We start from the raw sequence: 12,523 nt of genomic DNA on the forward strand, positions 1-12,523 counted from the left end.
TGTTACACCTTGCCCCTTTACTTGACAAGCAAGCATACAGCCTGGGCCGCGATTCCTTCTCCTCTGCCTGTAAAACCGAGCTTTTCCGATGTTGTCGCCTTCACGTTAACCTGGGAAGCATCTTCTGCCTCCAGTACACGAGCGATGACTTCGCACATTTGCGGTATGTAAGGTGCCATTTTGGGAGCTTGCGCGATGATAGTCGCATCGACGTTGCCCAGGCGATAGCCGCGCTCTTTTGCCAGCTTCCACACATGCTCAAGCAACACGACACTGTCCGCTCCTTTGAACGCAGGATCTGTATCAGGGAAATGGCGGCCGATATCGCCTTCGCCAATCGCACCGAGAATCGCGTCACTGATCGCGTGAAGCAGCACATCGGCGTCAGAATGGCCGAGCAGCCCCTTTTCGTACGGAATGGTGATGCCGCCGATAATGCACGGACGGCCTTCTACCAGTTGATGCACGTCAAATCCTTGTCCAATACGCATGAATTACTCTCCCCTTCGCTTTCGCATAATCTCTTCACCCAGCCACAAGTCATCCGGCGTAGTGATCTTGATATTCTCATAGCTTCCCTGCATGACTGAAACCGGATGGCCGAGCCATTCGACCAGCATGGCATCATCCGTACCGAGCTTGCCCGCCTTTTTCGCCGCCTCATGCGCTTCTTGCAGCAAAGACATACGAAAAGCTTGTGGGGTTTGAACCGCCCACAAGCTTTCCCGTGCCGGGGTATCTTCCACAAAGCCTGATGCCCCCACCACTTTTATCGTATCTTTGACAGGTACAGCCATGATCGTAGCCTGATCGCGCTGCACCTGTCTGATCATGTCACTGATCTGCTGCTTGGTAACGAATGGCCGTGCCGCATCGTGAACAAGCACGTAGGTACAGGAGGTTGCCAAGGCAGCCAAACCGTTTCTGACGCTGTCCTGCCGCTCATTGCCGCCCAAGGCGACCGTTACTGGCAAGTTTTCGGCCTTGAGCAAGGCCAGCACGTCAGCGTAGTCCGGCTCGCTCACTACCAGTACGATCTGGTCGATGTCCTGATGCGAGGCGAAAAGGCGAACTGTGTGAGCCAAAATCGGTTCTCCGGCAAGCGGCAACCATAGTTTGTTCCGTTGGCCGCCCATTCTTTTCCCCGAACCGGCAGCAACGATCACGACACCCGTACTCACTTTTTCATTCTCTCCCGTCGTCTGCTTCTCGTCTCTTCTTACAGTGCTCTTTCCAAGAGCTTCGGCTTCGCGAAAATCATTCGTCCCGCAGATGTTTGCAGTACACTGGTGACCAGTACATCCACGTCGTTGCCAATGTATTCGCGTCCGCCTTCCACGACGATCATCGTGCCGTCATCGAGATACGCGACGCCCTGACCGTGCTCTTTTCCATCCTTGATGACCTGCACGTTCATTTCTTCCCCTGGCAAGACGACAGGCTTCACGGCATTCGCCAAATCGTTGATGTTCAATACAGCCACGCCTTGCAATTCACATACTTTGTTCAGGTTGAAATCGTTGGTGACGACTTTCCCGTTCATGACCTTCGCCAGCTTGATCAGCTTGCTGTCCACTTCGGATACTTCTTCAAAGTCGCCTTCCCAGATTTGAACCTTGACCTTCATTTCCTTCTGAATCTTGTTGAGAATATCCAAGCCTCGACGGCCGCGATTTCGTTTCAGTACATCAGAAGAATCGGCAATGTGTTGCAGTTCCTCCAGGACAAAGCCCGGAATGACCAGTACGCCCTCCAAAAAGCCCGTACGGCAAATATCTGCAATGCGTCCGTCAATAATGACGCTCGTGTCCAAAATTTTGTGCTCGACATTTGTTGCTGTTGCAGCCTGTTCCTTTTTCTTATCCTTGCGTCCAATCGAGAAAACCGACATAATCTCGTCCCGCTTGCGAAATCCTACCTGAAAGCCCAGATAGCCAAGCAACCCGGAAACAACCAGCGGCAACAGATCACCTATTACCGGAAACGGAATTTTACTGATGGGCAGGAATAATAAAAAGGCAACAATAAGACCACTAATCAACCCCATCGCTCCGAACATCACGTCAACAATCGGCATTTTGACGAGAGTCTCTTCTCCCCAGCGAACTACTTTCAAGACGTAGTCCAAAAGCCAATTAGCTAAAAAGAAGAACAGAATGGCACCAAGTACCGCCCCAATATATTGCGCTCCACCAACTACTCCAAAATTCAAAAGCGGGTTAAGCAGCGAAAACAGTTCGGCACCGTATTGGTAGCCCAAGCCACCGCCAACCAAGACAAAAAAGATTTTTCCTATGCGGCGTACCATGCCTTCACCTCCTTTTATTAATATAGACAGAAGCCTTTGAGTAAAACCCTGTAACTTTCCAAATAGCGAAATTGCTTCATTGTCGCTTTCCCTCACTATAGCAAAAATGATTTTACCATGTCAAATAGCCAAAAATTTTAACATAGTTGTCATTTTCCCGTCAACCTCAAACACCTGTTTCCTTCTCGGGCAAATTGACAGCGACCAGACTCCCTTCTTATAATGGCAGTAACACAATGAGCGAAAATTGTGACGATACGATCAGCCTAAAGCAGAGGTGAATTGATATGGACAAACGAAATGTAGACGACTTTCAAACGCAAGTATCAGAGCTTTTGATCCGACATCGAAGCGTACTGGACGTCATGTCCAAAGTTCAGGAGACGGCATCTCGCATCAATCGCTCCCTGACCAAAGCCATCACCGAATGCGGTTGTGTTGAAGTGGTAGCCAAAAAGCAAAGTTACGATTCCAGCAAAAACCTGGAGGAGAACAAGTCCCACCTGGACACTCACTTTAACGGCCCACTATGCGAGCATTGTCGCGATGTAGTCACAGCAGAGCTTGGCAAAAATCTTTTTTACCTGACCGCCTTGTGCAACATCACAGACATCAAACTGGAAGACGTCCTGCAAAAAGAGGCAAACCGGCTGAATACCCTGGGCGTGTTCAATCTTTCTTAACCCCACACTCGTATTACGAATGAACCCTACGAAAAGTTGCATACAAAAACGAAAAACCCGCACATCGAAGTGCGGGTTTTTTCATTGCCTGGCTTATTCAAATGGCACAGATTCTTCTTCTTTGTTTTTCCGCTTGCGTAATTTTTTGACGAGAAAGTCAACGTTTTTTTTTATTCCGTACAGGGCGTAAAAGGCAAGCGGCAAGAAGACGATCTTCGGAAACTGTTGCGGATACTTGATCGCAACAACGACGACGATGGCGATAATAATGGGCGTAATCCAGTAAGCGGATTTTGGAATCCCGACCTTTTTGAAGTTGGGATACTTGACCTTCGATACCATGAGGAAGGCGAGGAGCAGCATGCTCACTGCAAGCAGTACCGGGTTGAAAACCTGGTGATAAAGCGCAAGAGTCGCCAGCACACCGCCGGCAGCTGTGATTGGCAATCCGATGAAATATCCCGGAACCCCGGCCTGGACGTTGAATCTCGCCAGACGGAGCGCCCCACAGATCGGGAAGATGGCCGTAATGAGAATCCCCAGCAGATCGAAGTGCTGAAGGACAACAACATACATGATGAAAGCCGGAGCTATCCCAAACGTAATGACGTCAGAAAGCGAATCGAGTTCCTTTCCAAACTCACTTTGCGCATTCAACATACGAGCGACGCGTCCATCCAACCCGTCGGCCAGCATGCCGATGATCACCGTGATCGCCGCATAATCGACGTAATGATCTCCTCGAAACGCAAGAATAATTGCCAAGACTCCCAGAAACAAGTTGCTTACGGTTAGCATGTTCGGCAACGATTTCACGAACATAGACTACCTCCTGATTTCTTTTGCAGAGGAGACAGTGTATCCTGTCAAGCTGACTTTCGCTTTCAAGTCCCCTGGGCAAATGTTGAATAACAAATAATGCCTTTATCCTATTCTACTTTAAATGTGCCTGTCAATGAACACTTGTTCCTGAATCCGTTTCAGACCCTCTTTGATCGCCCTGGCCCGCACCTCTCCAATCCCCTCTACTTCGTCTAATTCCTGAATCGTTGCCATCATAATTCTGGGCAAATAATGGAAATGTGCGACGAGGTTTGTGATGATAGAAATTGGCAATCTGGGGATTTTGTACAAAATTCTGTAGCCCCTGGGCGACACCGACTCCTCCAGCATGCTGGCGCTTGCCGAAAATCCGAGAACGCGCAGGAAAGACCCCAACTCCAGCACTTCCTCCGAGCTTAGCTTTTTCATTTCGCCCAGTACAAGCTCAGGAGCGTAAGACGAATCTTTGGCGTAATCGCGAATAAGCATGTGCGCTTCTTCGCCAATATTCGACACAAGCTCCTCCAATTGCATGCTGACAAGTCTGCCTTCGACACCAAGTTCACATATGTACTTGGAAACTTCCGTCTTGATCCGAAGCACCATCTCGATCCGCTGCAGCACAGAAGCAACTTCATGCAGGGTGACCAGTTCCTCAAATTCCAGAGCGCCCAGGTTGGTCATCGTCTGATCCAGCACGGCCTTGTATTTTTCCAGGGTGGACACAGCCTGATTGGCCTTGGCTAAAATGACGCTGATTTCATTCAGCACATAGCGGAAATTCCCTTGATACAACGTGATAACATTGCGTCGTTGCGATATGGCGATGACCAGGTAGTTGGTGTGGATGGCCGTTCGTTGCGCCGTCCGATGTCGCGTCCCTGTCTCGCTGGTATGGATGGATGCCGGCGGGAACAGTTGCGTATTGGCGTACAAAATTCGCTTGGCGTCTTCACTTACTATAATCGCCCCATCCATCTTCGCCAATTCATACAAATGGGCAGGAGAAAAATCGCAATTGATGGAAAAACCGCCATCGACGATTTGCTTCATTTCCGGTCCGTAACCGACGACGATCAGGCCGCCGGTTTTTGCGCGCAAAACATTTTCCAGCCCTTCACGAAGCTGCGTTCCGGGTGCGACCAAACGAAGCACATCGCCGAACAGCGGAGTTCTTTTGGTGTTCTCCTGCATATCCCGCCCTTACCTCCTTATCACCTCGTTCAAAGCATCTGCGATATTGCTGACCCCGATCACCTGAATATCGTCAGGAGCATCCAGGCCGCGAATATTTTTCTCCGGGATGATTACGCGTTTGAAGCCGAGCTTATGCGCTTCCCGCACGCGCTGTTCGATGCGCGATACGCCACGCACCTCTCCCGTCAGACCGATCTCCCCGATCACCACGTCATGCGGATTCGTGGCGTGGTCACGGAAGCTGCTGGCAATGCTGACCGCGATCGCCAAGTCGACAGCCGGCTCATCCAAGCGGACGCCCCCTGCGACATTGACATACGCGTCCTGATTTTGCAGCATCATCCCCATGCGCTTTTCCAAAACAGCCATGATCATCGCCACACGCTGATGGTCGACGCCTGTAGCCATTCTGCGCGGCGTAACGAAGCTGGTTGGGGCTACGAGTGCCTGAAGCTCGACCAGGACGGGACGAGTGCCCTCCATGCTCGCTACGACGGTGGAGCCTGCCACGCCAAAAGGACGTTCGGCCAGAAAAATTTCCGAAGGGTTTGCCACCTCTTCCAGACCGCGATCTTTCATCTCGAAAATGCCGATCTCGTTTGTCGAACCGAATCGATTTTTGACAGCACGCAGGATTCGGAACGTATTGTGGCGCTCGCCTTCAAAATAAAGGACCGCGTCCACCATATGCTCAAGCATGCGCGGACCTGCAATCGAACCTTCTTTGGTCACGTGGCCGACAATAAAGGTCCCGATCCCTTTGCCTTTGGCGATGCGCATCAGTTGAGCGGTAGCCTCACGCACCTGTGCGACACTTCCGGCTGCGGATTGAACCGTGGGATGGAAGACTGTCTGGATCGAGTCAATGATCAATACGTGAGGGTCTACTTGATTAATATGCTGCTCGATCAAATCCAAATCATTTTCTGCCAACACAAACATCGGGGGTGTTTGCATATGCAGGCGATCAGCGCGAAGCTTGATTTGTTTTGCCGACTCCTCGCCTGATACGTACAGCACTTTGGCCCCTTTATGAGCCAAGGCAAAAGAGGTCTGCAACAGCAATGTAGATTTCCCGATACCCGGATCGCCGCCGACCAGTATAAGGGAGCCTGGTACCAGCCCGCCGCCGAGAACACGGTTCAACTCTCCGATCGTCGTGTCCATGCGCGGTTCTTCTGCACTGGCGACCTGCGTCAAAGGAATAGCCGCCTGACGCGTACCGCCGCTGATTCCTTCATGACGAGGGGCTGCTTTCACTGTCACTTCCTCGACCAACGTGTTCCAGCTGCCGCAGCCAGGGCATTTTCCCATCCACTTAGGCGATTCATAGCCACATTCTTGACACGCGTATTTCGTTTTATACTTTGACATAATCGCACCCTCACTTGGAATTTCTTTTCTACTTTTATCATAGTTACGCATTGAAAAAAAGAATACCTCCCAGAACAGGAGGCATTCTCTGCTATTTTGTGCTTACGATTTAGTTTTTTCCAGTCGCTTGACAACCAGCTTGCCATCTTCGGCTTCGATGTTGACCGTATCGCCTTTGCTGATGTTGCCTTTGAGCAGTTCTTCCGACAAATTGTCTTCGATATGGCGCTGGATGGCACGACGCAACGGACGCGCACCGTATGCCGGGTCGAAGCCCTCTTTTGCCAGCAGCTTTTTGGCTTCCTCGGTCAGTTGGAAGTCGATGCTCTGCTCTTTCAAACGCTTGCGCAGCTCGTCGGTCATCAAGGACACGATTTGCTCGATGTGCTCCTGCTCCAGGGAGTGGAACACGATCACTTCATCAATACGGTTCAGAAATTCAGGGCGGAAGCTCTTTTTCAGCTCATCCATGACTTTGTCTTTCATATCCTGATATTTCTTCTCGGTGTCGTTGGTAGTGAAACCGAGTGTCGTATTTTTCTTGATCATGCTTGCACCTACGTTGGAGGTCATGATCACGACGGTGTTGCGGAAGTCTACTGTGCGTCCTTTGGAATCAGTCAATCGGCCGTCATCCAGCACCTGGAGCAAAATGTTGAATACATCCGGGTGCGCTTTTTCGATCTCATCCAGCAGGATGACCGAGTAAGGCTTGCGGCGCACTTTTTCCGTCAGCTGACCGCCTTCGTCAAAGCCTACATACCCTGGAGGAGCCCCTACGAGACGTGCTGTAGAGTGTTTCTCCATGTACTCGGACATGTCGACGCGGATCATGGCGTCTTCATCTCCAAACAGTGTCTCAGCTACAGCGCGAGCGAGTTCGGTTTTCCCTACACCTGTAGGGCCAAGGAAAATAAACGAACCGATTGGACGTTTCGGGTCCTTCAAACCAGCGCGGGCACGGCGGATCGCTCGGGAAATCGATTTGACCGCTTCGTCCTGGCCGATAACACGGTCGTGCAAAATATCTTCCATTTTCAACAGGCGCTCTGTTTCTTCTTCCTTCAGCTTCAACACCGGAATACCAGTCCAGCTGGCTACCACAGTGGCGATGTCCTCAGGAGTTACTTCCATGTTCAACTGGCCTTGACGCTCTTTCCAGTCTTTTTTCGTTTTGTCGAGTTCCTCGCGCAGCTTCTGCTCCTGATCACGGAGTGCAGCTGCCTCTTCAAACTCCTGCGATTGCACGGCAGCGTCTTTTTCCTTGCGCACTTCTTCCAGACGCCCTTCCAGCTCCTTGAGGTTAGGCGGGACGGTGAACGATTGCAAGCGCACTTTGGAAGCCGCCTCATCGACGAGGTCGATTGCTTTGTCAGGGAGGAAACGATCGGTAATATAACGGTCAGACAGCTTAACTGCCTGCTCGATAGCTTCGTCGGTAATTTTCACACGGTGGTGGGCTTCGTAACGGTCGCGCAAGCCGTGCAAGATGCGAATCGCGTCCTCGGCAGTCGGCTCATCCACCTGAATCGGTTGGAAGCGACGCTCCAGCGCGGCGTCTTTTTCGATGTACTTGCGGTATTCGTCCAGGGTGGTTGCCCCTACGCACTGAAGTTCACCGCGAGCCAGTGCCGGCTTGAGAATATTGGAAGCGTCGATTGCGCCTTCCGCTCCGCCAGCCCCGATCAGCGTGTGCAGCTCATCGATAAACAGGATGATGTTTCCTGCCTGGCGAATTTCGTCCATGATTTTTTTCAGGCGGTCTTCAAACTCACCGCGATATTTGGTTCCCGCCACTACTGTTCCCATATCCAGCGTCATGACGCGCTTGTCGCGGAGAGTTTCGGGAATCTCGTTGTTCACGATTTTTTGAGCCAGACCTTCTGCAATCGCCGTTTTCCCCACACCAGGCTCCCCGATCAAGACAGGGTTGTTCTTGGTGCGTCTGCTAAGTACCTGAATCACACGCTCGATTTCTTTTTGGCGGCCAATGACAGGATCAAGCCCGCCATCGCGTGCAATCGCAGTCAAGTCCCGTGCCAGACCGTCCAGAGTAGGCGTATTCGCTGCCGGATTGCCGCCGGAAGGCTGATGCGACGCCATCATTTCGGAGCTTCCCAGCAATTGCAGCACCTGCTGGCGCGCCTTGTTCAGACTGACTCCCAAGTTGTTCATGATTCTCGCAGCGATGCCTTCGCCTTCGCGGATCAGACCGAGCAAAATGTGCTCTGTTCCTACGTAAGTATGGCCGAGCTTGCGCGCTTCATCCATGGACAGTTCAATTACTTTTTTCGCACGAGGTGTATAGTTTGGGGTGTAATTACTACCGGACTGCTCTGTTCCCCGTCCGATCAACGACTCCACTTCGCTCTGGATTTTATCGAGACCAAGCCCGAGCGATTGCAATGCCTTGGCAGCAATACCCTCGCCTTCCCGAATCAGTCCCAGCAGTACATGCTCAGTCCCAATATCCTTGTGGCCGAGACGCACCGCCTCTTCCAGGGCAAGCGCCAGTACCTTTTGTGCTCGTTCTGTAAAACGTCCAAACATCATATCGTACACCTCCGTGTAACCATGTTTTTTCTCTATAGGTTAACTGCTGTGATGCCTTATGTCTGAGAAACAATCAAGCTGAGCCCGTCGTACTGAGCCTCTCCCGAATCAGCCGAGCCCTTCTCTCGTCCCGCTGGTCTGGCGTCAACTTTTGCCCTGCATGCTGCTGCAAGAAGCCAGGCTGGGTTGTTACCAACAGCTCGTTCATCACCAGTGGCGATACTCCCGAGATAATGCCCAGGTCAATGCCCAGGCGCACATCGGAGAGGCGTTGAGCTGCTTCCTTGGACTCCACAGTGCGTGCATACATCAAGATGCCGTAGGAACGGAAGATGCGGTCTTCCAAAGATATGCGTGTATGCTCCAGCAAATAAGTACGGGCAACGCGTTCTTGCTCGATAATTTGTCTGGCTACGCCATACAGGTTGGAGAGAATATCGCTTTCCGACATCCCGAGCGTGACTTGGTTGGACAGCTGAAACAGGTTTCCTAGTGCTTCGCTGCCTTCCCCGTAAATTCCTCTAACGACGAGGCCAACCTGATTGATGGCCTGCAAAATTCTGCTGATTTGCTGCGTCATCACCAGTGCTGGCAGATGCAGCATGACGGAAGCCCGGATGCCTGTGCCGACGTTGGTCGGACAGCTTGTAAGGTAGCCTCTCGTCTCATCGAACGCGAAGTTTAAATTTTTCTCGAAAACATCATCTATTTTTGTTCCTATTTCCCATGCTTCGTTCAGGCGAAACCCCGGCAGCAGCACCTGGATTCGAATATGATCCTCTTCGTTTACCATGATGCTGACCGACTCGTCAGGACTCAACAGCACAGCACCTTTTCGCGATTCCTCCGCCAAATGAGGGCTAATCAGATGCTTCTCCACCAGCACCCGCTTTTCCAACGGGTTGATCTGGTCCATGTTGAGGACTTGAAGCTGCTGGAGCTTGCGCATGGCCTCCGATTCGCTCACTTCCGTCACCTTTCTGACGACTTCTTCCCCTTGCGAGTCTGTCGCCAGTAACGGAAAAGGGTGCTGGCGCAGGTTTCGGGCGATGCGCAGCCGTGTGCTGATGACGATATCGGAATCAGGACCTTCTCCTTTCATCCAATTGCTCCACGGGTTTTGCATAAACTGCTGTTGTGACATGACCAGCTTACCTCCCCTTGTTACGATTGAGCGATTTTTTGTTCCAGCGCACGTATCCGGTCACGCATCTCTGCCGCTTTTTCAAACTCTTCACTGGCGACATGGTTTTGCAACGCACGCTTTAGTTGTTCCAGCTCTTTGCGGATTTTCAACTGTCCGCCTGTGCGCTCCGGAACCTTGCCGCTATGCTGCGTATTGCCATGGATACGGCGGAACAACGGATCGAGTCGATCGCCCAGGAAGGTGTAGCAATCGCTGCAACCGAAGCGGCCGCTTTTGCTGAACTGGGCATACGTGAGTCCGCAAGTTTCGCAACGGAGCGGCTTACTGGTGGCAGGCTCGCGTCCGTTTTTTTGCATGGGGTCAAATTTTAACAGTCCTGAAAGGAGATTGTTGATGCTGAAATTGTGAAATCCGGTAAAGACGTCCCCTTTTTCGGAAGCGCATTGCTCACAAATATGGTATTCGGTTTTCTCGCCGTTGACGATTTTCGTCAAGTGCAGTGTCGCCGGTCGTTTTCCGCATTCCTCACAGTTCATTACATCCTACCCCCTAACACATACATGCTTCGTTTACTTCAACAAGATAGCCGCAATCATCTGCTTTAAAATATTTGCCCGCAAACGATCTCGCAATTCAGCATCCAGAGTCAAAACATTTCGTGAGGTTGCGATTTTCATCAAGGTCGCTTCCCTGACATTGACCAGTCCTTCTTCGAACAGCCTTTCCACAATCGCGTTCCCCACACTCTGCGAAATGCTTTCTCCAATCAGTTCCTCGGTCAGCAATTCCTGCAATCGCGCCTTGCTCACAATCTGTACCTTGCGAATGCGGATGTAACCCCCGCCTCCACGCTTGCTTTCTACAATGTACCCTTTTTGTACAGTAAATCGCGTGTTGATGACGTAATTGATTTGCGACGGTACACATTGAAATAAGTCGGCAAGCTCACTACGCTGGATCTCGACCGAGCCATTAGGACTTTGTGTCAAAATGCCTTTCAAGTGCTGTTCAATGATGTCCGAGATGTTACGCAAGTCATCGCCTCCTATTCCATATGTGTCATCTACTGACTTTGACTATCTTTGACTTTAATTATAATGGGTTTATGGCGCCCTTGCAAGTGATCCATACACTTTCTAGTGTGGGCAAAATCCGGTCGCTTGAAACCATGCAAAACAGTCAGGTGGCGAGCCTTTTGTCGGGCATAAGCGACAAGCGTTGCGCTCTTTTTACGAAAATGTCGGGTTGCTAAGTATGAAAAAAACCACTCCCCTAAAGGAATGGTTATGTCAGGCTCTATGATTTGGTGTCGATCGCTGGCAAATGATCCAGCAATTGCGGGAAATCTGTAATGATCATATCGGCGCCATCCAGCTCTCCCGGTTTGGCAAAGCCAAAGTCGCAACCGATTGTAAACAAGCCGTTTGCTGTCCCGGCCTCGATATCCGAGTGACGATCCCCCACCATGTACGCGTGCGCGATGTCATAGTCAGAGAGGAGCTTTGCCACCAGATCATTTTTCGAGCGCGTACGGAACCTTCCTGCGGAGTACAAATCCGTCAACAGCGGCTTTAGCCCATACTCCTGGCATATGGCCTCGATGTACTCCTCTTGTCCGTTGCTCGCGACAAACAGAGGAATCCCCTGGGCGTGAAGCTGTTCCAGAGTTGACCTCACTCCTGGGTATAAATCGGTCACTTTTTCCTTCAGCAAGGCAATTTCATTTTCCAGCAAAAAAGTATCTGCGGCGTGGACTGCTTCTTCACTTGCGCCTGGCAACAGCTTTTGCCAAACTTGCTCGATGGTCATTCCCAGTACATTGACCAGGTCTTCCTCGCTCGGCGTCTCGCCTTGCCACAAGCCTGTTTCTCTCAATCGTTCAAACGTCCGCACAAAGGCGGGCGTCGACAACTTTTCCGTTTGCAGCAATGTGCCATCCATGTCGAAGAAAATAGCAAACGGTATACTCATAGGTAACCTCCTGTCAGGGCTTCCGAGAACATTAGTCTGTTTCAGCCTGCACCATGCTCATGTCGTCCAAAATAAATTCGGCGATGCGCTGAGCGGCATCCGGCTTTGATATTTTTTGTCCCATGCGTCGCATATAGTCAACTTTTGATGGACTGTGCAACAATTCATCGATAAAGTAAATGAGCTGCTCCGACAAATTGGCATGTACAGCACAGCCGTTGTTCAACAGGAAGTGGCTGTTCCGTTCTTCCTGTCCAGGCAACGGGTTGTAAATAATCATCGGCACCCGTTTGCTCATGACCTCGGCTGAGGTCAGTCCGCCAGATTTGGTCACGATTAAATCGGCAACCTCCAGATACTCGTGAAAATTGTTGATAAATTTAAGCGGGACTACCTCGTGACGATAGCTTCTGTTCGTCACTTTTTTGTACAGCTTCTCGTTGGTTCCGGTCAACACAAACGTTTTCA

13 protein-coding genes (1 of these 13 cut by a window edge) are annotated in these 12,523 nt (G+C 51.0%); 1 reads left to right on the plus strand and 12 read right to left on the minus strand.

Annotated features, from left to right (window positions below; translation table 11 throughout):
- Nucleotides 1–17: 17 nt before the first annotated feature.
- Genes ispF through IRJ17_RS03215 form a run of 3 tightly spaced genes read right to left on the minus strand, consistent with a single transcriptional unit; the run spans nucleotide 18 to nucleotide 2,308 of the window.
- The gene (ispF, locus tag IRJ17_RS03205) at nucleotides 18–491 is read right to left on the minus strand and encodes a 2-C-methyl-D-erythritol 2,4-cyclodiphosphate synthase (RefSeq protein WP_063231130.1); all 474 of its coding nucleotides are present in this window, start codon (nucleotides 489–491) and stop codon (nucleotides 18–20) included.
- Nucleotides 492–494: 3 nt separating this feature from the next.
- Nucleotides 495–1,181: a 2-C-methyl-D-erythritol 4-phosphate cytidylyltransferase gene (gene ispD, locus IRJ17_RS03210; protein ID WP_217023409.1), complete on the minus strand. Its 687-nt coding sequence runs from the start codon at nucleotides 1,179–1,181 to the stop codon at nucleotides 495–497.
- A gap of 38 nt (nucleotides 1,182–1,219) precedes the next feature.
- On the minus strand, nucleotides 1,220–2,308 hold the full coding sequence (locus tag IRJ17_RS03215; RefSeq protein ID WP_122966814.1) for a PIN/TRAM domain-containing protein: 1,089 nt from the start codon (nucleotides 2,306–2,308) through the stop codon (nucleotides 1,220–1,222).
- 287 nt (nucleotides 2,309–2,595) lie between these two features.
- On the opposite strand from IRJ17_RS03215, the gene IRJ17_RS03220 reads away from it, so the two are divergent.
- On the plus strand, nucleotides 2,596–2,991 hold the full coding sequence (locus IRJ17_RS03220) for a nucleoside triphosphate pyrophosphohydrolase family protein (protein WP_063231133.1): 396 nt from the start codon (nucleotides 2,596–2,598) through the stop codon (nucleotides 2,989–2,991).
- A 93-nt stretch (nucleotides 2,992–3,084) separates the two neighbouring features.
- On the opposite strand, the gene pssA is transcribed toward IRJ17_RS03220, so the two are convergent.
- The 9 genes from pssA to IRJ17_RS03265 form a co-directional block, all read right to left on the minus strand.
- Nucleotides 3,085–3,813: a CDP-diacylglycerol--serine O-phosphatidyltransferase gene (gene pssA / locus IRJ17_RS03225; RefSeq protein WP_063231134.1), complete on the minus strand. Its 729-nt coding sequence runs from the start codon at nucleotides 3,811–3,813 to the stop codon at nucleotides 3,085–3,087.
- Nucleotides 3,814–3,930: 117 nt separating this feature from the next.
- Nucleotides 3,931–5,007 (minus strand): DNA integrity scanning diadenylate cyclase DisA, encoded by a 1,077-nt coding sequence (gene disA / locus IRJ17_RS03230; protein WP_122966815.1) that lies wholly within the window; start codon nucleotides 5,005–5,007, stop codon nucleotides 3,931–3,933.
- A 9-nt stretch (nucleotides 5,008–5,016) separates the two neighbouring features.
- The gene (gene radA / locus IRJ17_RS03235; RefSeq protein WP_063231136.1) at nucleotides 5,017–6,384 is read right to left on the minus strand and encodes a DNA repair protein RadA; all 1,368 of its coding nucleotides are present in this window, start codon (nucleotides 6,382–6,384) and stop codon (nucleotides 5,017–5,019) included.
- 102 nt (nucleotides 6,385–6,486) lie between these two features.
- Complete coding sequence (locus tag IRJ17_RS03240; RefSeq protein ID WP_122966816.1) at nucleotides 6,487–8,937, minus strand: ATP-dependent Clp protease ATP-binding subunit; 2,451 nt, start codon at nucleotides 8,935–8,937, stop codon at nucleotides 6,487–6,489.
- Between the two features lie 73 nt (nucleotides 8,938–9,010).
- Nucleotides 9,011–10,081 carry a protein-arginine kinase McsB gene (gene mcsB / locus IRJ17_RS03245; RefSeq protein ID WP_122966817.1) on the minus strand — a complete coding sequence of 357 codons (1,071 nt, stop codon included), beginning with the start codon at nucleotides 10,079–10,081 and terminating at the stop codon, nucleotides 9,011–9,013.
- A 20-nt stretch (nucleotides 10,082–10,101) separates the two neighbouring features.
- Nucleotides 10,102–10,620, minus strand: coding sequence for a protein-arginine kinase activator protein McsA (mcsA, locus tag IRJ17_RS03250; protein ID WP_063231139.1), 519 nt, complete (start codon nucleotides 10,618–10,620; stop codon nucleotides 10,102–10,104).
- 33 nt (nucleotides 10,621–10,653) lie between these two features.
- The gene (locus tag IRJ17_RS03255) at nucleotides 10,654–11,118 is read right to left on the minus strand and encodes a CtsR family transcriptional regulator (protein WP_063231140.1); all 465 of its coding nucleotides are present in this window, start codon (nucleotides 11,116–11,118) and stop codon (nucleotides 10,654–10,656) included.
- Nucleotides 11,119–11,380: 262 nt separating this feature from the next.
- On the minus strand, nucleotides 11,381–12,055 hold the full coding sequence (locus IRJ17_RS03260; RefSeq protein ID WP_122966818.1) for an HAD-IA family hydrolase: 675 nt from the start codon (nucleotides 12,053–12,055) through the stop codon (nucleotides 11,381–11,383).
- Between the two features lie 31 nt (nucleotides 12,056–12,086).
- Nucleotides 12,087–12,523 carry the end of an MGDG synthase family glycosyltransferase gene (locus IRJ17_RS03265; RefSeq protein WP_063231142.1) on the minus strand. 685 nt of this gene lie beyond the right edge of the window, so the window shows 437 of its 1,122 coding nt (coding positions 686–1,122); the start codon falls outside the window, past its right edge; the stop codon is at nucleotides 12,087–12,089.

The sequence above is a fragment of the Brevibacillus parabrevis genome (assembly GCF_022701015.1).
In the GTDB taxonomy this organism is placed as follows: Bacteria; Bacillota; Bacilli; order Brevibacillales; family Brevibacillaceae; genus Brevibacillus; species Brevibacillus parabrevis.